At 65.3% G+C, this 23,675-nt stretch carries 7 protein-coding genes and 3 pseudogenes; 3 read left to right on the top strand and 7 right to left on the bottom strand.

All coding sequences use genetic code 11. The annotated features are described in order from the left end of the window. The 3 genes and pseudogenes from BM414_RS27025 to BM414_RS27015 form a co-directional block, all read right to left on the bottom strand. A pseudogene (locus tag BM414_RS27025) lies at positions 1 to 299 on the bottom strand (transposase); the annotation flags it as partial. Between the two features lie 208 nt (positions 300 to 507). Then, a complete protein-coding gene (locus BM414_RS27020) occupies positions 508 to 864 on the bottom strand; it encodes an IS3 family transposase (RefSeq protein WP_175551854.1) in 357 nt (118 codons plus the stop codon). 37 nt (positions 865 to 901) lie between these two features. Then, entirely contained in the window at positions 902 to 1,207 is a 306-nt protein-coding gene (locus tag BM414_RS27015; protein ID WP_093584891.1) for a transposase, read from the bottom strand. Between the two features lie 385 nt (positions 1,208 to 1,592). On the opposite strand from BM414_RS27015, the gene BM414_RS27010 reads away from it, so the two are divergent. Continuing rightward, the gene (locus BM414_RS27010) at positions 1,593 to 12,230 is read left to right on the top strand and encodes a Tc toxin subunit A-related protein (RefSeq protein ID WP_139246079.1); all 10,638 of its coding nucleotides are present in this window, start codon (positions 1,593 to 1,595) and stop codon (positions 12,228 to 12,230) included. 437 nt (positions 12,231 to 12,667) lie between these two features. After that, positions 12,668 to 20,560, top strand: coding sequence for a SpvB/TcaC N-terminal domain-containing protein (locus BM414_RS27005; protein ID WP_217644950.1), 7,893 nt, complete (start codon positions 12,668 to 12,670; stop codon positions 20,558 to 20,560). 48 nt (positions 20,561 to 20,608) lie between these two features. Here BM414_RS27005 and BM414_RS27000 read toward each other — a convergent pair whose 3' ends face one another. Beyond that, positions 20,609 to 20,902 (bottom strand): transposase, encoded by a 294-nt coding sequence (locus BM414_RS27000; protein WP_175551853.1) that lies wholly within the window; start codon positions 20,900 to 20,902, stop codon positions 20,609 to 20,611. Here BM414_RS27000 and BM414_RS26995 point away from each other — a divergent pair. Then, positions 20,892 to 21,878: a phage tail protein gene (locus tag BM414_RS26995; protein ID WP_175551852.1), complete on the top strand. Its 987-nt coding sequence runs from the start codon at positions 20,892 to 20,894 to the stop codon at positions 21,876 to 21,878. The two genes, BM414_RS27000 and BM414_RS26995, sit on opposite strands and share 11 nt — an antisense overlap. On the opposite strand, the pseudogene BM414_RS26990 reads toward BM414_RS26995, so the two are convergent. The 3 genes and pseudogenes from BM414_RS26990 to BM414_RS26980 form a co-directional block, all read right to left on the bottom strand. After that, positions 21,856 to 22,146, bottom strand: a pseudogene (locus BM414_RS26990) (transposase); the annotation flags it as partial. The gene BM414_RS26995 and the pseudogene BM414_RS26990 overlap by 23 nt on opposite strands. 10 nt (positions 22,147 to 22,156) lie before the next feature. Next, a pseudogene (locus BM414_RS26985) lies at positions 22,157 to 23,240 on the bottom strand (IS30 family transposase); the annotation flags it as partial. A 13-nt stretch (positions 23,241 to 23,253) separates the two neighbouring features. Beyond that, positions 23,254 to 23,675 (bottom strand): integrase core domain-containing protein (locus BM414_RS26980; protein WP_139246077.1); only part of this gene is annotated, 422 nt, incomplete at its 5' end.

Genomic DNA, 23,675 nt, shown 5'->3' with positions numbered 1-23,675 from the left:
GAGCACCCCGCCAGGGCCGAGCCGCTCGACCACGTAGTCGCGCAGCTCGTCGCGGACCGCGTCGGCGTTCCAGTCCGCGGTGCGCAGCAGCCGCTGCATCCCGTCCGGAGACACCTCACCGGCGGCCTCGGCCAGCGTCCAGCCGTTCTTGCGCTCCAGCTGACCCAACACCCGCGCAGATAGGCCAGCACCCGGGCCCGCGGCTCCGCGCGGGCGAACGCCCCGGCGATCCGGGCGTGCACCTCCTCCAGGCCCGCCGCCCAGTCCTGCACCTCGGCCACCAGGCCATCGCAGCGCATCGGCCCACGCTGCTACCAGCCCTCAGCCGATCACGACAGCGACACGCTCAAGTGCCGTTGCAGTACTAGGCCATCTGGCAGTGCTGACCCGTCCCGTCGTTGTCAGGGCTGCTTCCGCTCTCCTCCGCATCCCCGGAATCGAGCTGCCCTCAGCTTCACCGGCCCGCTGCGACGGACCGGCCGCGGTGACCTCTCACCACCGCTCGGTTCAAGAGCGCCTCGTGCGCTCGATGTCGGTGACCCACAGCTGATCGGGCGCCGAGCGAGCGAAGCGCCGATCGACCAGGTCCATGGCGATCACGTCGGGTCGGGCGCGTACCCACTTGGGCCGGCCGGTGACGCCCTTGAGCCCCGCGCGCTGCATCAGCAGCTCGACGGTTCCGTGCGCGACGACCAGGCCGCGACCGAGGGTCAGCTCGGCGTGCACCCGCCGGAAGCCGTAGGTGCCGCGCGAGAGGGTGTGGACCTCGCGGATGGCGTCGGTGAGCAGCGCGTGGTGGATGCTGCGGGCCGAGGGCGCGCGGGTCTTCCACTCGTAGTAGCCCGACGCCGAGACCTGCAGCACGCGGGCGGCCAGCTGGACCGAGAGCCTTCGCCCGCCATCACGGCGATGGCCTGGAACCGCCTCTTGGGGGCACCACCTTCCCCAGCAGCTTCGGGGCCCGCCGGTGCACGGCCAGCTCGGCCTTCAAGGCGGCGATCCGCTGCTTGGCGGCCGCCAGCTCGGACTTTTCTGCGGAGGTCAAGCCCGGTTCGAGGCCCTTGTCGATGCGGTTCTGCTGGCGCCAGGTGTAGATCGTCTGGTCGCTTATGCCCAGCGCCTTCGCCACATCGGCGACCGGCCTGCCAGACTCGACCAGATCCAACGCCTTGCGGCGGAACTCCGCCGGATACCCACGCCGCCCCATGCGGCCCTCCCCGGAACTTGGGAGGCCTCAGGATCCAGTAACCCGGCTCCGGGAAACAGGGGGCACACCAGTGTTCAGCCGACGGGGGTCACTTCAGTCGCTCATGCCCGGCCGGCCCAGCTTCGCCACCGCACATCTCAAGATCGTGCAGGCGATGCGCTGACCGGTTGACTTCACTCCAGTTTTGTTTCGAGCCGCAAACGATTGTAAAGTTCTGTGAACTGCCGGTCATGGCGAAGGGCCTTGACGCAGGTGTCGGTCCGCTGCACCATCCTGTGATGAGGCCCTGTTCTGGGCGCGTCACCCGGGGCGCCTGGGTGATCTTCGCCGACAAGCTCGTCGAGCCAACAGTCTGGCGATCACTGCTTGCACGAATTGTGCTCGGATGACGCGCCTGGGGCGCTTCGGGCAGCGCCGCGGAGCGACACCGGCCAGAGACAAGAAGAACGATGCCCGCGTCGTTCGGGGGAGTGCACGCCTGCCGGATGGAACGCCGTTGGCTGGCGTCACGGTCACCCTAGAGAATCAAGGTCTGGTCAAGGACGAGCAGCTCGGCGACGCGGTCACGGACAGCTCGGGAGTCTTCGAGGTCAGTTACGATGGGAAGCGGCTCAGGGAAAATGACGGCCACGTTCCCCGTCTTGTCGTACGCGTAAGAGACCTCGGCCCGCGCGACGCGTTAACGCAACCGGCGGTGCCGATCGACCCTGCCGTCGAGGCTTCGGTGGACATCGAGGTCCCTGCCGACTGTGTTCCCGCGGAGTACGGGCGGATCCGGGCACTCATAGATCCGTTGCTGGGAGGGGCCAAGCTCCGAGAGTTGCCCGAGGAGCGCCTCAGTGTCGTCGCCAGCGTCAGCGGTGCAAGCACCGACGCCGTCACTGCCTTGGCGCGGAGCGAGCGCGTCGCAGCTGAGACACACCTCCCCGTCGACGTCCTCTACGGCGTCGCGCGGAGCGGACTCGATCCGAGCCCAGCGTCGCTGCTGCGCCTTGGCCGAGACGGTGTTGCGCGCGTAATTGACGAGGCGCTGCGCAACAACCTCCTCCCAGCGGAACGAGCAGCCGAGCGAGACCGCGTGCTCGAGCAGGTGGCCAGCGTACTGATCAACACCGCGCTCCGGCCTGCCGACGTCGGCGAGCCCGCGTCGCTCGGCGATGTCCTCGGCACGGTGCTGGACGACACCAGCCGGCGGGCGCTGGTCAGCGCGTGTGCCCCACACCTCGACCGTCCGAATGCCATCCGCGACGCGGTCCAAGCACTTCCCGAGCTCACCGCTCGGAGGGAGGAGGTGATGACGGCGCTTGAGCTCGCGCAGTTGACGGGGCGTCACCTCCCGATGATGCGCGAGTTCCAGGATCGCGTCGGGCGTGACAGCGAAGCCCTGCGTCGCGGCGCGGCACTGTCTCGAGCACAGTGGGAGGACGCGGTGCAAGCCGCGGGGGCTCCCGCACGCGTCTCCGGCGAGACCTTGGAGGAGCGCGGAAAGGCCTACGCACGCGAGCTCGAACGAGCCTTCGAGGAGCGCTGCCCCACGGCGACGCTGGCAGCGCGGATCGAGGACGGCACCGTCGCGGTCCCTGAGGACATCCGCTCGGTGCTCCAGCTCTTCTTCGCGCAGAATGCCTCGTTCGAGCTCGGCGAGGAGCCGGTCGCAAACTTCCTCGGCAGCAGTGGCGCGAGCCTCGATGGGATCGATGATGTCGACGGGCTCCGTCTTGAGCTTCAGCGGCTCGAGCGCATCGCCAAGGTCATTCCACCGGATCCGGCGCGGGACCGAGGGCCCCGCTACCGCGCCGCCAGTGCGCTTCGTTCTCGGGGACTCGACTCCGCGCTCAAGATCGCGCGTGTCGGCCGACGCGACATCACCGTCGCGCTCGGCCACGAATTGGAGGGTGGCACGCAGGAGGCTGACGCAATCCATGCCGCCGCGGCGGACATCGCTGGCCTCGCCATGGCGGTTGCAGTCCGCCATGGCCCCGCTTTCCACGGGCCAACACTTGCCGTCATTGATGACGCCACCCCACTCGACGGGCTCGTGCAAGGTGGCGCGGGAGCCACGCTCCAGGCCCTGTTCGGCACGCAGGACTACTGCGCCTGTGACGACTGCGAGGCCACCACGAGCCCGGCGGCATACCTGGTGGACATCCTGCAGTTCCTGGGGGACCGCAGGCTCGCAGACGGCCGCACGGCCAAGGACATCCTGCTCGACCCAACTCGACGCCCCGACATCGCCCACATTGAGTTGACGTGCAACAACACCAATCGGCGTATGCCGTATGTCGACCTGGTCCTGGAACTTCTGGAAAATGCCGTCGCACCGCGCCGAGAAGGCTCGCCGTATCCGCAGACAACATGGACGGAAGAGGAGCTGCGCACGGCTCCGGAACATCTGCTAGGGGCCACCTATGACGTTCTTCGCGACGCAATCTTCCCCTGGACACTCCCGTTCGACCTGTGGCTCGACGAGGTCCGCGCTCATCTGGGCCTGGTCGGCTTCTCGCGACAGGACTTGATGGAGATCGTCGCGCCCGCCGAGCGCTGCACCAGTGCCACCGTCGCCCGAGAGCTACTTGGGACCTCCAAGATTGCGGCCGGGCTTATGACCGGGTCGCACAGCTCCGAGCCCTGGTCGCGCTGGGGCCTGGACGAGCACGTCGTCGACCTACGCGATACGCGCGATGGAACGTTGGTCTCCGGCGCGTGGGCCAACGTTCTGCGCGGACACGTCTCCATCCTCCTTCAACAGTGCGGCTTGAGCTTCACCGAGCTCCTCACTGTGCTCGACACTCACTACGTCAACCCGGAGGCCGTCACACCGACGGTGACGGGCGACGCTTGTAACGTCGCCGCGATGCAGGTCCCGTGGCTGCACGAGCAGGAACTGGAACGCATACACCGACTCGTACGCCTGCAGCGCACCCTCGCCTGGGACATAGAGGACGTCGACCGTGCGATCACTGCCCATAGTCGGCAGCTGGACGACGACACGCTGCTGAACGACGACACGCTGCTGTGGATCTCGCATGTCGAGCGGCTGCGGACCCGACTAGATGTACCCGTGTGGAGGCTCGTCGCCTGGTGGTCGACGCTTGACACCAAGCACTACACCGATCACGCGGGCGACGGGGTCGCGTCACCGTCCTCGTACGAGCGGGTCTTCGCCGACCCGCAAGTCCTCAACCCCCCAGATGCCGCCCTTACGCTGGATGCCCAGCGCAACGAGCTGCACGACACGTCACAGACCATCACCGCACACATGGGCACCGTCTCGGCAGCACTGGGCCTGTCCGTGCCAGACCTAGCTCGCTTGGTGCCAGGCGAGGTCCCCGACGAACTCAAGCTCGCCAACCTCTCCAAACTGCACGCTATGGTAACACTGGCCCGCGCGCTGCGACTAAGCGTCTCGGACTTCATCCGAGTTCGCGCATTGTGCGACCTCCCGCCGTTCCCGGACGCGGGCAAGCCCAGTGAACGCAGCGCCACAACTCTGGCTTTCGTCGAGGAAGTCGACCGCATCCGCGCATCCGGCTTCTCACTCGACGAGCTAGACTATCTGCTGCGCGGCGACCATTCCTCGGCTGCGCCTATCGGCCCCTCGCCTGCGCAGCTGCACGCGACGCTCACCAATCTCCGCTCCGGGCTGCAGCGCATCCATGTCGAATTCCAGGAGACCGCCGACAACCGAGGCGATACGACCCGGGGGCTGCTCGCGCAGTTGGCCTGGCCGCCCGACCTCGTCGAGTCCGTCACCGCGGTACTCGGCACGGAACCCGACGGCGCCCGCACCGCTGTGGACCTCGCCGCACTTCCGACCGGCATCTCCCTTCCGGCCGATCTTCCCGCCGACCTCCGAGACAAGGTCGTATTCGACGTGGCAGCGAGTGAAATGCGCTGCCTAGGAGTGCTGACCAACGAACAACGCAACACCCTCCTCGAGCTCGCGAGCAGCGACGCCGACACGGACGAGTACACGCAGGCGGTAGAGGACCTGTACGTACTGAGCTGGCAGGGTCTCGAACAGGGCCTTGAATTCGTGCGGCGCCAGATGCAAAGCTTCCACCTGCCGCGATTCACGGTCCCGCTGCAGCTGACGGCGCCACTGACCGAACTGCCGCATGGCCTCAAGATGCCGGACGCGATTCCGTTCGAGCTCCGGAACCGGCTGGTGTACGACGAAACCGCGCACGAGTTGCGGCTTCAAGGGTCGCTTTCGTCGAGTCAGCGTGATCGCCTTCTCGACCTCGGCGGAGGTGACATAGCGTGGGCTGAGGCCGTCAAGGCGCTAACCGTGCTGCTTCAGGTACCAGTGCGCCTAGTCGAGCGATTCGCACTCGACGCCGACACCGGCAACCTGAGATTCTTAGGTGTGATGACGCCCGCGCAGCGGGACGAGCTGCGAATGCTGGCGTCGGCCCCGAGGTATCAGGCCGCGATCGACGACCTATTCGCCGCGGGGCAACTACATGATGAACCCGACGGACTCAACCGGTTCATCAGCGCGGACGACGCCCATTGGCTCTTCCACAGCGCGGGAAGCCCAACTGAGCGCTTCGGACTCGTCCAGCGACGACTGCTCCCTCACCTACGCGCCCGCGCGGGTGATGAACTGATCAGCTCAATGCTCGGTGCTTCTGTGGGGATGGATCAAAAACTAGTCCGAGAGGTCCTCGCCAGCCGATTGGCGTGGCCGGGCAGGCCCGGGCTATTTGCACGCGACGCTTTTCTGAACGCAAGCTTCGCCGCGGACTCGGTCGCCGACCTCACGACCGCCTTCCCTGATCAGCAGATGGCCCTCACCCGATTGCACAAGCTCGCTCTTCTTGCGTCCCGATTGACCATCGCTCCGCCGGAACTTCTCTCGCTACTGGTCATGAAGGACTGGAACTGGATCAATGATCTGCCGGCGCTGCGCAGCTGCTCGAACATGTTTCGCTTTGCGGGATGGCGACGGCTGGTCACGTTGGTCGCACTCCGGGACCGGCTGCCGGCGGGCGGCGACGTGCTGGCGGCGGTGCTCGCTGCTCGCCCAAGCGATGTCCGTGAGGTCTTGGCGGGCCAGCTTGGGTGGGATGCAGAAGATCTCGCCTTCGCCGTCGGACCGAAAGGCCTGAACTTTCAGGACGCTGATTTTCGCGAGCCGGGTCGCCTCGCGCAGCTCTTCACCCTCTTCGACGCGCTGCGCCTCATCGGAGGGTCAGCGTCCGAGTTGTGGGCCTTCGCCGCCGAGGAGCCGGGCGAGGACGAGGCCCTGCTTGTCCGCAGGGTCGTCCGTGCCGCGCTGGGCGAGAGCGGATGGTTGGACCGTGTTCGCGTATTACGGGACGCGCTGCGCGAGCGACAGCGCGAGGCACTCGTCGCGTACCTCGTCGCTCATCACCGCCTTCGGGATCCCACCGAGATGCTGAGCCATTTTCTAGCCGACGTCGAGATGGACCCGTGTGCAACGACGTCGCGGATTCGGCAGGCGACCGGCGCCGTCCAACTGTTCGTTCAGCGGTGCCTCTTGGGGCTTGAGCGCGAGGTCCCACCAAGCGCGATCTCGGCCGACCTGTGGGAATGGCTGAAGAGCTACCGCGTCTGGGAAGCCAATAGAAGGGTCTTCCTGTATCCAGAGAACTGGCTGGATCCGGAACTTCGTGACGATAAGACCGAAGCATTCCGACAACTCGAGAGTGAAGTTCAGCAGAGTGACCTCACCGACGCCGCCGCGGCGCGCGCGTTTGCTGGCTACCTTCAGCGGCTGGAACAGGTGGCGCGGCTGAAAGTGACCGGTACCGCTCGGGAGAAGGTTGCAGGAGGCGAAATTCTTCATGTGATCGCCCGAACGTATAACGCTCCCCACGCCTATCACTATCGTCGGCGCACGGAGTCAGGGACCTGGACTGGCTGGGAACGCATCAATCTCGACATCCAAGGCGACCATGTCGTGCCACTAGTGTGGCACGGGCGCCTATTCCTATTCTGGGTACAGACTACACAGGAGGCCGACGAGCCGGAAAGGATCCCCAAGGATCCGGAGAGGCCAGCTCGGTATTGGGCGGTCACACTCGCCTGGAGTGAACGGACACCGGAGCGATGGACCGCTACGCAGGAGCTGACCGAACGACTGCACGCAACCTTCCCGGCTGACGATTTCTCCGCCGCTGTACTGCTCGCCTACTGGCCCTGGGGCACCGAAGTTCTGAACATCGTCATCGGTTATCCGACCAGGGTCGTAGGCACAAGCTTGACTGATTGGACATGGCGTCTTGTGCGGTTCTCGTCCGCGCAGGGACCGCTCACCGTCGATCCGAACGAAATCAAGGTCTCCGACCCCTTCGTAACGCATGGCGCTCCTGCTGGCACTTTCCTCGACGGAAATGCTTTTGTGGAACGGTCCTCGACCGGGCAATCACCGCTCATCATCGGCCGCAGCGGACCCCCAGCCAACCCATTCGTGGGTGATCCGGGGGGTCGGGCAGCGCCGACACCGGTCACTGTCCTTGATCGTCGGCGGGCTGCGGCACTGAACCGGTTCCGGGCTATTTTCCCGTTGGGCCCCAACAACCTACATCAAATGCCAACCGTGTCGACGGCCATCATCCAGATGAGCGTTCTGCTTGAGGATGGGTTCTTCTTCGAGGACCGCCAGCGCACTTACCTCGCCACCTATGAGGAGCGTGACGGCGTAAATGCGCTTCAGTTTTCTTCTCATTATCATCCGCACTCCGAAGCGCTTATGGCCCGGCTCTCCGGGGGCGGTTTGCGAGAGCTGTTGTCGCCGGCGACGCAGGACCTGACGGACGGCGGTGCAACCTTCGCTGCCGAGTATGCGCCAAATGCTGCAGCCGTTTGGACCGACGATCCCCCAAGAGAGGACGTAGATTTCGGGGCCCGTGGGGCATACGCGCCCTACAACTGGGAGCTCTTCTTCCACGCGCCGCTACTCATTGCCCAGCGCCTGAGCCGCAACCAGCGCTTCGCTGAGGCGCAGCAGTGGTTCCACCTCATTTTTAATCCGACCGACGACTCGGCCGACCCCGAGCCGGGGCGCTACTGGCGCACGCGTCCGTTCCGCGAGGGCGGGCGCCCTCTGCAGCTTCGCCAGTTGCTGGAGCTACTGGCGGCGAAGGACAGCAAGGTCGCCCGGGTCGTCTCTGGCCCGCTCGCCGACGGTCGCCTGCAGTTGTGGGCGATCGACTCGTATGGCTGGCTGTTTTCGACCTGGCAAGAGACCCCAGCTTCGGATGCCCCGTGGACGCCGTGGCGCGACTTCTTGACCGCCAGGGTCGGCGGGCCGACGTCGGGAGCGCCCCCGTTGGGCATCCGCCACGTCGCCGCCGCAGCCCTGTCCGACCGGCGCCTGGCTCTGTGGGCGGTGGATGCGCTAGGCGGTCTCCGTAACACGGTGAAGGCCACGGCCAATCCGGATGCCCAGTGGATGGATTGGACGGACTTCCTCGCGGCAGTTCCGACGGGACCGGCACGCCCGAACAGCGTGACGGAGGTCTCGATCGGCGCACTGTCGGATGGCCGCCTCCGGCTCTTCGCCATAGACGCCGCGGGCACCATCGCCACCTCCGCACAAGAATCAGCGGACCCGCAGGCCGCGTGGACACCGTGGGAGGACTTCACCGGTGATGCCGGGCCAACTGGCGGGGCGGCGCCTGAAGCGGTCGTCCAGGTCGCCGCTGCGCGCCTGTCCGACGGACGCCTGGCGGTGTGGGCGGTCGACGGCGAGGGCAGCGTCTTGAGCACCGTGCAGGAGTCGATGGATCCCGCCGCCCCATGGAGACCGTGGACGAACCTCCTTGCTGCCGTGCCAGGTGGCGGACCCGATTCCAACGGCGTTGCCCGTTTGACAGCCGCGCCGTTGTCCGACGGGCGCGTGCAGCTTTGGGCGGTGGACGCGCTCGGGCAAGTGCGGACCACGGTGACGGAGACGGCGGACCCCGATGCCGTGTGGACTGCGTGGACCGACTTCGTCCAGCCGGGTGGCTCTGGGCCACAGGCCGGCTCGCCACCCAACAATGTCAGGGACGTCGGCGTCAGCTCGCTGTCCGATCGGCGGCTCCAGTTGTGGATCACGGACCGGAGTGGGCGCGCCTGGAGTACGTGGCATGTCGGCGTCGACCCTGCCGAGGGCTGGGCCGACTGGACGGACTTCACGTCTCCGGCGGGGTCGGGGCCGGCGGCCGGCTTCACCGTCGTTCGGCAGTCGCGGGTGCGCGAGGACCTACGAACTCAGGTGGCGGAGTGGCGGCGCCATCCCTTTCGACCGCATGCTGTAGCGCGTTGGCGGATCAGCGCCTATCAGCGGGCCGTTGTAATGGCCTACGTCGACAACCTGATCGCCTACGGCGATACGTTGTTCCGGCGTGACACACCTGAGACGGTCAACGAGGCGCTGCAGCTTTATGTGCTCGCGGCATCGATTCTCGGTCCACGCCCTGAGCGCATACCACGCCGGCAGCAGCGGGCTCCCGAGACCTTCGCCACGCTCGAACCCAAACTCGACGAACTGTCGAACGCACTGGTGGAAATAGAGGACCTGCTGCCTTCTGGCGCGCCACCGGTCTCGTTAGCTCTGCCCGAGCCGCCGGTGCCCCTCACCCATGCCCTGTACTTCTGCGTCCCGCACAATCCCCGTCTGCTCGAGCGCTGGGACCGGGTCACTGACCGGCTCTTCAAGATTCGCCACTGCATGAACATCGAGGGGATCGTCCGGGATCTGCCTCTGTTCGAGCCGCCCATCGATCCGGGCCTGCTCGTACGTGCGACGGCGGCCGGAATCGATCTCAGAGCGGCTCTCGCCGATCGCGACGCCGCCCTCCCGCCGCAGCGCTTCGCCGTCCTCGTGCAGAAGGCGACGGAGCTATGCGCCGACGTACGTGCCCTCGGCGGTGCATTGCTGGACGCCTTCCAGCGTCGGGACGCACAAGGTCTTGAGCTGCTGCGCTCCACCCACGAACGCAGCGTCCTCGACGCCGCCCGTGCCGTACGGCAGCAGCAGCTGGAAGAGGCCAAAGCCCAGGTCGACGCGCTCTCGAAGTCGCTGGAGCTCTCTCAGGCACAGCTCACGCATCACCTTGAACTGCTAGCGGCGGTCGAGACCATCACGATCGCACCGCCCGGCGATACCAGCTTGGCCGATCGGTTGGGGCGCGCCCTCAAGGACGCGGCAACGCGGAGCGGCGCGGCACAGACAGTCCTCGGGCTGGCCGAGCTCGTCGCCCCCGACGTTCGCGGGGCCGTCGACCAGCTCCAACGCACGCTGTCACTCTCAGTCCAGCCGGCAGGCCCCGACGAGACGGTCACTCTGCCGCTCAATACGCTCGAACGCCGCCAGCTCGACGAACTGCAGACCGCCAACGCCAAGCAGCAGCTCGCTCTCGACTACGACGTGCTCGCGCAGATGCTGTCGCTACTTCCGGACATCACGCTGGGCACCCAGGGGGTGTCGAGCCCGGTGATCCAGGCGGAACTCGGCGGCACGCTGCTCTCCACCCATGCGCGGATGCAGTCAACCGCGCTCAACGCCGAGTCCAATGACCTTTCGAGCCGTGCCAACCTGCACGGGCTCCTGGCCAGCCATCAGCGCCGAGCAGACGAGTGGATGCACCAAGCACGGCAGACCCTCACGGAGATCGAGCAGATCGGCAAGCAACTCGTAGCCGCGGGAGTCCGGGTCTCCATTGCCACGCAGGAGCTCCGCGTCCACGACCAGCAGACCTCCAACGCTCGGGCCGAAGACGTGTTCATGCACGAAAGATTTACCAACCAGGAGTTGTGCGACTGGCTGGTCACGCAGATCTCGACCGTCTATCTCGCCAGCTACCAGCTCGCCTACGACGTCGCAAAGCGTGCCGAACGCGCCTACCGGTACGAACTGGGGGTCACGGGGAGCCCCTTCATCCGCTTCGACCACTGGGACAGCCTCCGCAAGGGCCTCCTGGCGGGAGAGCAACTTGCACACGACATCCGACGCATGGAGGTCGCCTACCTCGACCTCGACCAGCGGGAACACGAGATGGTGAAGCACGTCTCGCTCGCCCAGCTCGACCCGGCGGCGCTCGTGCGGTTGAAGATGACCGGGGCATGTGAATTTGAGATCCCGGAAGGACTCTTCGACCTCGACCGGCCCGGCCACTATCGACGCCGGATCAAGACGGCGTCGCTCAGCATCCCAGCCGTGACGGGTCCTTACGTTCCGGTGCACTGCACGCTCACCCTATTGCGGAGCTCCGAGCGGGTGAGCCCAACCATCGGCGATGCGTATCCGCGGGCACGAGATGAATCCGGCTTGTTGACGGACGATTCGCGTTTCATGGACGCGGCGAGCCCACTGGAGTCAATCGTCACGAGCGGCGCGCAGGAGCAATTCGGGCTCTTCGACCCACAGCTCGGGGACCCACGGCGTTTGCCGTTTGACCGACGTGGAGCGATCTCCCGGTGGCGCCTGGAGCTGCCATCCACCTTCCAGCAATTCGACCATTCCCTCATCCCGGACGTCGTCCTGCACCTCCGCTACACCGCACGCGACGGAGGCTCGCGATTGGCCGACGCCGCGGTGACAGCGTTGCGCGACGACTTCAACTTGCTGCTCTCGCGAAGTGACGGACAACCCGGGCTCGCCCGCCTCTTCAGTCTTCGGCACGAGTTCTCTGGCTGGCATCGCTTGGTCGCCGCGACTGGCGACCGCGCGCTCACCCTTGAGATCGGGGACCGCTTTCCCTTCCTCGTGCGCGACCGCGAGATCACGATCAAGGCGGTCGACGTCCTCCTGCGCGGACGAGAGGACTTGTCCGATGCCATCACGGAGCTGAGAAAGGCGAAGCTAGGAGGCAGCGCCCTCGACGGGCTCGCTGCGTGGAGCGGCCGCACCGACGTGCTCAGCGCACACCAGGGTGAACTCACGTGGAACCCGCGGGACACCGACGTCAACGCGCGCACCTTCGACGCCCGCAGCGTGTCCGCCGACTTGATGGCGCAGCTCCAGGACGTCTGGCTCATCTGTCACTACACCGTTGAAGAACGCTAGGGCAACAATGGTAAAGCGGGACGGGCTGATGGTGCCGAGCTTGCTTTGGCGAATGGGAGTCAGTCCGACCCCATCCCACAACCTCGCCACCGACGACACTCGCGGTGGCGTTCGCGTGGGCTGGCCGAGCGATCCGCATCCGTCCGTCCTAGGCGGGCTGACGCTTCACCTGAGCGACAGCACAATGCGCGGTCTTCGTCTAGTGCTCACGCGGGAGACAGGGCCATAGCAGCGCACGCAACCGGGCCGACGGAGATGAGCCTCTGCCAACCAGGACAACTTGCATCCAGAATCATATTGCCACGTTGCATGGAAAGTGCCGGACTCATCTGAGGTGACCGATGATGCTATCAGAGACGGCGCAGGCTCGGAGCGACAGCGAAAAGCCCGTCATCCCCTCTATATCTTTGCCCAAAGGCGGTGGGGCGATCCGCGGCGTGGGCGAGAAGTTTGCCGCCAATCCCGTTACCGGAACGGGATCGATGTCGGTACCGATCGCGACAAGTCCCGGGCGATCCGGGTTCGGGCCCCGCCTCTCGCTCGCCTACGACTCCGGGTCAGGCAATGGCTCGTTCGGCTTCGGCTGGAATCTGTCGCTCCCGGCCATCACTCGCAAAACTGACAAGGGCCTGCCTAAATACCGTGACGCGGAGGAATCGGACGTCTTTGTTCTCTCTGGCGCCGAGGACTTGGTGCCAATACTTGTTCAGAACCCTCACGGTCAATGGGAGAGGGAGAGGCTGCCTGCACGGACCGTGGGTGGTATCACATATCAGGTCACTCGCTATCGCCCCCGGGTCGAGGGACTCTTTGCGCGCATCGAGCGCTGGGAGAACACGTTCGACGTAACCGACGTGTTCTGGCGCTCCATATCCAAAGACAACATCACTTCCTGGTACGGCAGGACGCCTGAGAGTCGCCTTTCTGACCCTGTCAACGCTAGCCACATTTTTAGTTGGCTGATTTGCCAGAGTCACGATGACAAAGGGAACGTCATCGTCTACGGTTACAGCGAGGAGGATTCCGTCCGGATTTTCGAGGACAAGCTCGGCAACGCCGTTGTCAAAGCTCACGAACGCAATAGGACGACGGGCTCGCGTTCGGCGCAGCGCTACCTCAAACGCATCCGCTATGGCAACCGTCCACCCTACTTCCCGGTGCTCGAGGACGACGCCCCTTGGCCGGAGCCCCAGGATGCCGTTGCGCCGGACGGAAGCAACTCCTGGCTGTTCGAGATCGTTCTCGACTATGGTGAGCATGACGTGGACGTGCCGACGTCGAGCGATATCCGTGAATGGCCAACGCGCAACGACCCGTTTTCCTCCTACCGCGCCGGGTTTGAGATCCGCACCTATCGGACTTGTCGCCGCGTTCTGATGTTTCATCACTTTCCTGGGCAAATCGATGTGGGTCGGGATTGCCTCGTACGTTCCACGGATTTCACGTATTCGGATGACGTGGACACTACCGCCGTCGCCAATCCAGCGTATACCTTTTTGCGCTCCGTCGCACAGACCGTCTACCGTCGTGCAAACGGCGGCTACGATTCGCGGAGTCTCCCGCCCGTCGAATTTGAGTACACCGAGCCCATCGTCCAAAGTTCGGTGGAGCAGGTGGATGCGTCGAGCCTGGACAACCTTCCCGTCGGTCTGGATGGCACCTCCTACCGCTGGACCGACCTGCATGGCGAGGGCATCCCCGGGATCCTCACCGAGCAGGCTGGTGCCTGGCACTACATGCGCAACCTTAGCGCCATCCCGGATAAGAGGTCTGAGGGCCGGGAGTTGGTGAAGGCGAAGTTCGCCCCACTTGAGACGGTTGCCCTCAAGCCGACTGTCGCCCTGAGTGGCGGCGCGGAGCTTGTGGACCTAGCCGGCGATGGGCAGCCCGACGTCGTAGTCATGCAGGATCCGATGCCCGGCTTCTATGAGCATGACGGGGCCGACGGCTGGCAGCCCTTCCGCTCTTTCACTTCGCGCCTGAATTTTGACATCCGCGATCCGAACGTCAGTCTCGTTGATCTCGATGGTGACGGTCATGCCGACGTGCTGATCACCGAGGATGACGCCCTGGTCTGGCACGCATCGCTCGCCGAAGAGGGTTTCGGTCCGGCGCAGCGCGTCGCGCAAGCGCTCGATGAAGAGGAGGGCCCACACGTCGCGTTCACTGACGGCAGGCGGTCCATTTACCTGGCCGACCTTTCCGGTGATGGTTTGACCGACATCGTCCGAATCCGCAACGGCGAGGTCTGCTACTGGCCCAACCTGGGCTCCGGTCGCTTCGGTCCAAAGGTCACGATGGATAACGCGCCGTGGTTCGACAACCCGGACCAGTTCGACCAACAACGCATCCGCCTGGCCGACATCGACGGTAGCGGCACTACGGACATCATCTATTTACACCGTGACGGCGTGCGGCTGTACTTCAATCAGTCGGGGAACGGTTGGAGCAAGCCACAGGAGCTGGCGGTGTTTCCGCGCGTCGACCAAGTCGTTAGTATCTTGCCGATTGACCTGCTCGGGACAGGCACCGCCTGTCTGGTTTGGTCATCACCGCTAGCCGGCGATGCGGGGCGGCAGATGCGCTACGTGGACCTGATGGGTGGAACAAAGCCCCACTTGTTGGTCAAGACTGTCAACAACCTGGGCGCCGAAACCCGCATCGACTACGCGCCGTCGACCAAGTTTTATCTTCTCGACAAGCGTGACGGCAACGCTTGGATAACGCGCCTTCCTTTTCCGGTTCACGTGGTCGAGAAGGTCACGACCTATGACCACATCAGCCGCAATCGCTTTGTCACGCGCTACGCCTACCACCACGGCTACTTCGATGGCGAGGAGCGCGAGTTCCGCGGCTTCGGAATGGTCGAGCAGTGGGATACCGAGGACTCTGCGGCACTTACCGACGGTAACATCCCAGCAGACAACATCGCCCCAGAGTCGAACATACCGCCGGTGCATACGAAGACCTGGTTTCACACGGGTCTCTACTCCGGACGCGACCACATCTCCAACTACTTCGCTAGCCTGCGCAACGCTGCGGACAACGGCGAGTACTTCCGCGAACCCGGGCTCACCGATGTAGAAGCCCGAGCCCTACTGTTGCCGGACACGATCATCCCTGGGGACCTGACCGTAGGGGAGGAGCAGGAAGCCTGTCGCGCCCTCAGGGGTTCCATGCTGCGCCAAGAGGTCTATGCCGATGACGCCGGGCAGGGCGCCACGCCGCAGCAGGTTCAGCGCGCCCGCGCGCCATACACCGTTACCGAACAAAACTTCACCGTTCGCACCATGCAGCCCCGAGGAGGCAACCGCCACGCCGTCTTCTTCCCCCATGCGGGCGAGGCGATTGTCTACCAATACGAGCGGAACCCGGCCGACCCGCGCATACAGCACGCGCTGACGCTGGAGGTCGATGCTTTCGGCAACGTGCTCAAGCAAGCGGCCGTCGGCTACGGGCGGCGCAGGCAGATTCGTGCTGTCGACGACCAGGGAGACGCGCTGCAGGCGCCGAACCCCGGTCTTACCGCTCTCCATGCCACCGATCAAGCGAAGCAGACGACCCCGCTGCTGACCTACACCAAGAACCGCGTCACCAACGCCATCGAGACATCGGACACTTACCGCACACCGCTGCCGTGCGAGGCGTTGACCTATGAGCTGACGGGCTACACCCCCACTGGGATGGCTGGCCGCTTCCAAGCCTCAGACCTGGTTAAGGCGGACTGTGCCGCTGCCCGCCGGATGCCTCACGAGGTCACAGACGAGGTTCCTTACGAGGCCGAGCCGACAGGGAGCCCCTGTCGCCGCCCCATCGAGTTGCTGCGGACGCTCTACCGGCGCGACGATCTGACCGGACTATTGCCGCTCGGTGAGCTGCAGTCACTCGCCCTGCCCGGAGAGAGCTACAGGCTCGCCTTCACGCCCGGGTTGCTGACCCAGGCCTTCCAGCGTCCCCGTGCGGGTCAGCCGGCCGAGGCGCTACTGCCAGACCCAGGGACCGTGCTTGGCGGACAAGCCGGAGATCGCGGGGGTTATCTGCGAACCCAGGCCATGAAGACCGAGGGGCTCTTTCCTGCTACCGATGCCGATGATTCCTGGTGGATCCCCTCCGGGCAGTCGTTCTTCACGAACAATCCGCTCGATGCTTCAGCAACTGAGCTGGTGCAGGCGCGGCAGCACTTCTTCCTGCCGCGGCGCTATCGCGACCCCTTCCGTCAGGACGCCTTCGTCGACTTCGACGCCGAAGACCTGCTGATCACGGAAACACGTGACGCGCTCGGCAACCGGGTGACGGTAGACGTCAACGACTATCGCGTCCTGCAGCCACGCCTCGTCAGCGACCCTAACCACAACCAGACTGAAGTAGCCTTCGACACCCTCGGGATGGTGGTGGGCATCGCTGTCATGGGCAAGCCGCCGCCCGCACCGGTGGAAGGCGACACACTGGCCGGCTTGGCCGCCGATCTCACCCAGGCGCAGCTCGACGGCTTCTTCGGTGCTGCGGATCCGCGCGCCACCGCGGCGGCGCTGTTGAAGGGTGCCACCACGCGCATCGTCTACGACCTCGACCGCTTCCACCGCACGCGGCAGGCCAATCCCAACGCGCCAATTAAATGGCGACCTGCCTGCGCCGCTACGCTCGGTCGGGAGACCCACGTCAACAGTCCCCTGCCGCCTCATGGCTTGAGGATCAAGGTCAGCCTCTCCTACTCCGATGGCTTCGGGCGCGAAATCCAGAAGAAGATTCAGGCTGAACCGGGACCGGTGGAGATCAACGACGCGCAGGCACCTGCTGTGAATCCCCGCTGGGTCTGCAGCGGCTGGACCATCTTCAACAACAAGGGGAAACCGGTCCGTCAGTACGAGCCCTTCTTCAGTGCCACGCACGACTACGAGTTCCGCGTCCTGGCCGGCGTCAGCCCGGTGCTTTTCTACGACCCCGCCGGCCGCGTGATCGCCACACTGCACCCAAACCACACCTACGAGAAGGTGGTGTTCGATTCTTGGCATCAGACCACCTACGACGTCAACGACACCTGCGCCGCCCGTGGTCTGCAAACCGGGGACCCGCGCACCGACCCGGATATCGGCGGCTATGTCACCGAGTATTTCAAGGCGTCGATAGGTGATGCCGCCGAGCCATGGCGGACTTGGCTTGCGCAGCGCATCGGTGGCGCACGGGGAGCGGACGAGCAAGACGCCGCGCAACGGGCCGCTGCACATGCCGATACGCCGACCGCCGCCCATTTCGATACCCTGGGCCGCCCATTCCTCACCGTGGCTCGCAACCGCGTTGTCTGCCCTGGCCACGATCTTGACGGCACCGACGACAACTTCGCCACGCGCGTGGACCTGGACATCCAGGGCAACCAGCGTGTCGTGCGCGACGCCATCCAGCAGGCCGGTGACTCGCTCGGCCGTATTGTCATGCGCTGCACCTATGACATGCTGGGCAACCGCATTTGCCAGTTTGGCATGGACGCCGGAGCACGCTGGAGGCTCAACGACGTGGCCGGCAAACCTGTCCGCGTATGGGACAGCCGAGGCCACAACTTTACAACCACCTATGATGCCCTGCGCCGCCCCGTGGAGCAGACCGTGCGCGGCACCACCTCAGAATCCAGTCCACAGACGCAGAACCGCGACATCCTCGTTGACAAGATCGACTACGGCGAGAGCGTCGCCCATGCTGCAACGCTCAACCTGCGCACTCGAATTTACCGCCACCTCGATTCGGCAGGCGTAGCCACCAACGCCAGCCTCGGCGCCGATGACAGCCCGACCGAGGCCTTCGACTTCAAAGGCAACCTGCTGCGCAGCACGAGGCAGCTCGTCAGCGACTACACCGCCATCCCAGACTGGCTCCTGGGCCCCGAGCTGGAGAATGAAAAGTTTGAGGGCGTCACCCGATACGACGCGCTCAACCGCCCCATCCAGTCCATCGCACCGCGCAGCGATCTCAGCCCCGCGAAACGCAATGTCATCCAACCAATGTTCAACGAAGCCAGCCTGCTGGAGCGGGTGGACGTCTGGCTGGAATACGCCGAAGAGCCCGGCGCGCTGCTCGACCCCAATACCGAGCAGACTTCACCCGTTGGTGTTGCCAACATCGACTACAATGCCAAGGGTCAGCGCCTGCGCATCGACTATAAGAACGGCAGCAGCACATTATACGACTATGATAAGCTGACATTCCGGCTAATGCACCTGTATACCCGACGCGGGGAGGTCTTTACAGACGATTGTGGTAACCCGAATCCACCTCCACCCACCATCGCGGCGCCGGACACTCCATCCAAGGGCAAGTCCTGTGGACTGCAGAACTTGCGCTATACCTACGATCCCGCCGGCAACATCACACGCATCCGAGACGACGCACAGCAGGCAATCTTCTTCCATAACCGGATTGTCGAGCCTAGTAGCGACTATACCTATGACGCGACATACCGGTTGGTCAGGTCTACCGGCCGAGAACATCTAGGCCAAGCTGGCGGGATCCCCGTCCCGCACTCGTCCCACGACGCCCTTCGCATGGGTCTGCCTCATCCCGGCGATGGCAACGCACTCGGCTCCTACACCGAAACGTACAATTACGACTCGGTCGGCAACCTCCTTCAGTTGCAACACCAGGGAACGGACCCGGCCCACCCGGGGTGGACGCGCAAATATGCCTACAGCGAACCGAGCCTGCTTGAACCGGACAGGCATAACAACCAACTCAGCCGTACTGCTCCAGGAACCAGAAACTCCCCCGAAAGCGGATACCGCTACGACGCGCACGGAAACGCCACGCGCTTGGCGCACCTCGGCGGCTCCAATCCCCATCCGAACCTGCACTGGAATCACGACGACCGACTCCAGCAGGCCGACCTCGGCAGTTCCGGCACCACGTACTACCTCTATAACGCTGTCGGACAGCGCGTCCGTAAGGTCTGGGAAAAAGCTGCAGGGCTCACAGAGGAGCGCCTCTACTTTGGTGACCTAGAGGTCTACAGGCGGCACAGTGGTGGAGAAATCACGCTGGAGCGGCAAGCCTTGCACATCCGAGACGACTCTAAGCGAATCGCCCTAGTCGAAATGCGAACTCGTGATACCTTGGGCGCCGACCCAGCGCCGCCTCAACTTGCTCGCTACCAGATTGGTAATCACCTTGCCTCAAGCAGCATCGAGCTTGATGAACAATCGCGTGTAATTTCGTACGAAGAGTACACCCCCTACGGCAGTACTGCCTATCAAGCGGCTCGTAGGCACATCGAAACACCAAAGCGTTTCCGCTATACCGCAAAAGAGCGGGACGACGAGACTGGTCTCTCCTATCACGGAGCTCGCTACTACGCCCCCTGGCTTACTAGGTGGGTTAGCTGTGATCCTGTGTACGCGGAGGGGATGCGGGCCTCAAGGGCCCCCGACGCGTTGTTCACTGGGATCGCCCGAGACGCGCGAGAGAATCCGACGCAGCCCGGTCGCCGGCCTGAGCTAAACCTTCTAGTGAACTTGTATAGTTTCGTTTATAACAACCCCCTTCTCTACCGCGATGACGATGGTAGACAACCGGATCCCACCACCCTCGCGCGGGACATCCAGACGCAGGCGAATAACCTCATTCGGATTATGGGCACTTCCCATGCAATGACCCGGGGAACGTTCGAGGCCGCGATAGCTGAAGCCCAGGCGGGGCAGTTTGTTGGGTCAGCCGGTCAAACCTTTCGCCATCTAGAGAACCTGCGAAATACCACAACTGCAGTCGCTAATGCATCGCAGCAACTGGCCGCGTCACTGGACACTCTTCGCCGACTCGATCCTCGAGCTGTTGGACCGCTATCCGAGGCCCTTCGGCCGCTGCTGACGCGGGCGCGGGACTTCATGAGCTTGTCGCAGGACACGCAGGAACTGATCCGAGAAATCCGTACTACTGGGAACGCTACTCGGCTCATTGGAATGCCCCTCGACACAGGCCGCGACGTTGCTCGGCTTGCCTCCACGCAGACTGCCCAGTATGGGCGGAGCCTCCTGCCCCCTGGCTTGCAGCAGGCGAGTTGGGCTGGCCAGACACTTCAACGGATTCGTGAATTGCCGGTGACGCTTGCTGAGGTTAGGGATCAGGCGAGGACTATCGCGGCCGGCGCTAGTGCTTCACTGTCCGCCGCCTTCACGGCCGGTAGGGCATATGCTGGGTCTGCCGCCTCGGCAACGGTCCGTTTCTTCGGAGCCGCGTTGCCGGTCCTGGAGACAATTGGGACTCGCATTATTAGCCTTCCCCTTATCGTCATCACTGACGAGAATGGTCGACCACTGGGGTTGTCGGACAATGCACCGCCCATGGCCTGACAGCGGTGATCAGGCTGCTTGTCGGGCCGGGTAGCCGGCGTGGGCGAACTAGCCGGCGGCATCGGCGGTGGTCACCGCCGCCAGTGCGGCGGCGATTGCTGCGTCCAGCGCCGCCCGCGTGCGGGCGTTGGCCGCCCGGATCAGGGTCTTGAGCGAGCTGTTCGCCTCCTCGACCGGGGAGAGGTCCGGCGAGTAGGCGGGCAGAAAGACCAGCAGGCAGCCGGCCGCCTCGACCAGGGCCCGGATCCGGTCGGGTTTGTGCGCCCCGACGTTGTCGACCACCACGACTTGTCCCGGCCGCAGCGCGGGCAGCAGAAAGTGCTCGACATAGGTGGCGAACACCGCGGTATCGGGGCCGCCTTGGACCAATCCCGGCGACGCGGACCTGGCCGGGGTTGTGATCCGCCGGGCCGGGGGTGACACCGCCCCCGGCTCACCGACCGGCGGGGAGTTGGTCGCCGAGGTTGCTGCGCCGCTGGCCAGCCACACCGACACCGGGGTGGTGGCAGAGGCGACCTACACCTACGCCCTGTTCGCTCATGATGCGGCTGGCAACATCGCGGCCCTAGCCAGCGTGACCGTCACGACGTCCAATGCGCCGTGTCAGCGCGCTCCCCAGCACGTCTCCGGCGCACTCACCGCGGACACCACCTGGACCCCCGACTGCACGACCGCCTACATCCTTAACTCCACGGTGACCGTCCCGTCTGGTGTCACGCTCACCATCGCCGCCGGCACCGTCGTGAAGGTGGCCGCACGGGGCCTCACAGTTACTTCCGGCGGGCTGGTCCGGCTGGCCGGGACTGCGGCGGCGCCGGTGGTGGTCACCGCGTTGCGTGATGACTCGGTCGGTGGGGACACCAACGGTGATGGGCCGTCGGATCCGGCGGTCGGCGTCTCGAACTCGAGCTTCGTTTCCCTCACCGGCGGGTCGTTGCAGGCCACGCACGCCGACATCCGCAGGCTGGTTTTCCCCGTGATCTCCGAGTATGAGGCGGCCGGGGAGGTGTCGATCACTGACTCGACGTTCAGCACGCCGAAGCCGATCAACGCCGGCGGGTCGGTGATGTCCGGTCGGCTGTACCTGGGTGGGTGCGGGTCGGGGGTGATCAGCGGCAATCGGTTCGCCGGCACCCAGCAGGAGCTGGCTCGCTGCTCGATCCCGGTCGAGAACAGCACCTTCGTTCAGACCCCCGACCCGCTGGCCGTCCACCAGCACGACGACCTGAGCTCCGTGGCGCTGGCCCGGCCGACGGCCGGGCCTTGCCCCTTAATCTTGGACACGCGTGGGGTGTCTACGCTGCGGTTGGCAGCGTAGCCGGGGCCTGGCGGGCCTCGTAGTCGATGGGGCTGGTCTGGCCGCAGGCGGAGTGCCGGCGGCGGGTGTTGTAGCGGGTGAGCCAGGCGAATACTGCCCGTCGGGCTTCCGCGGGGCTGTCCGAGCCGGCGGCGCCGGCCAGCGTCTCTCGCTTGAGGGTCGCGTTGAACGACTCGGCCAGCGCGTTGTCCGCACTCGAGCCGACCGCGCCCATCGACCGATTCACGCCCAGCTGAGCGCAGAGCGCGGCGTAGGCACGGGACGTGTACTGCGTGGTCTCAACCGGTCGTTGCAACACCGGCCTGGTGGAGCGAGCGTTCGTCCAGGACCTCGGCAGGGGTCTTCCAGTCGAGGACCTTGCGGGGTCTGCTGTTGATCGCGGCCTGGACGGCGAGGAGGTCTTTTGTGGCCAGCGGGAAAGGTCGGTGCCCTTGGGGAAGTACTGGCGCAGCAGTCCGTTGGTGTTCTCGTTCGTGCCGCGCTGCCAGGGGGAGTGCGGGTCGGCGAAGTAGACCGCGATACCTGTCTCGATCTTGAACTGAGCGTGTGCTGAGAGTTCCTTGCCGCGGTCCCAGGTCAGCGAACGAAGAAGGTCGGCGGGCATCGTGCTCATCGTCTTGGTCAGCGCCTTCTTCATGGCGATAGCGCCGTAGCCGCCGAGCGCGGGTCCGTTCTTGACCGGCGGGACGGTGCCGTGCCCAGGTAGGCGGGGCAGGTGGACCAGCAGCGTGTAGCGGCTGGTGCGGTCGACGACGGTGCCGATGGCCGACCGGTTCAGCCCGATGATGAGGTCGCCCTCCCAGTGGCCGGGGACGGCGCGGTCGGCGGCTTCGGCGGGCCGCTCGCTCAGCACCACGTCGGCGGTCACGTGCCCTTGTGGCTTGTTGCGCGCCCGTTCCCGGGGCTTGCGCAGTGCCCGCCCGGTCCGCAGGCAGGCCACCAGCTCGCGCTTGAGCGCACCGCGACCCTCGATGTAGAGCGCCTGGTAGATCGCCTCGTGGCTGATGCGCATGTCAGCATCGTCGGGGAAGTCGATGACCAGCCGCCGCGCGATCTGCTGCGGACTCCACGCTTGCGCCCAGCGCCGGTCGCCACGATGGGGCTTGTTCAGGCCCTTCCACGTCGTGGTCGGCCCGGCCGCAGTGCTCCCGTCGGGGCGCTGCAGCTGCCCGCTCAGCCGCGTCTGCACGTACTCCTGCAGCCGCGGATTGCTCGCGAGTTCGCCGGCTTGGGGCGCCGAGCGGCGGTCTGCGCCTTCCACTGCCCGACGCTTGCCCGGTACTCGAGCTTGCCGCCGCGGGTGGCGGCGTTGCGCCGTATCTCGCGGGAGATCGTGCCGGGGTCACGTCCTAGATGTCGTGACCAGACAGGTTGTTCACGCGGTCAGTCGGCTGATCGGTGGGTGGCCTCCGAGGGCGGAGTGGCTGCGGGCAGTGTTGTAGTGCTGCAGCCAGGCGTCCAGGGCGGCGGTGCGCTGGTTGTTGCTGGTCCAGCCGGTGGCGTAGGCCCACTCGGTGCGCAGGGTGCGGTTGAAGCGTTCGGCCTTGCCGTTGGTCCAGGGCCGGCCGGGCCGGATGAACCGCCGGCCGATGCCGAGTTCGGTGCAGGCAGCGATCCAGGCACGGCCGCGGCGGTAGCTCATGGCGTTGTCGGTCAGCACCCGCTCGACGGTGATCTGGTGGCCGGCGAGCCAGGCTGTCGCGCGGGTCAGGAAGCCGGCGCAGGTGTCCACTCGCTCATCGGGCAGGACCTCGACATAGGCCAGCCGGGAGTGGTCGTCGATGGCGACGTGGACGT

It is taken from the genome of Geodermatophilus amargosae (assembly GCF_900116515.1).
In the GTDB taxonomy this organism is placed as follows: Bacteria; Actinomycetota; Actinomycetes; order Mycobacteriales; family Geodermatophilaceae; genus Geodermatophilus; species Geodermatophilus amargosae.
The sequence above is the reverse complement of the archived record's forward strand: the minus strand, read 5'-3'. Positions and strand labels throughout refer to the sequence as shown.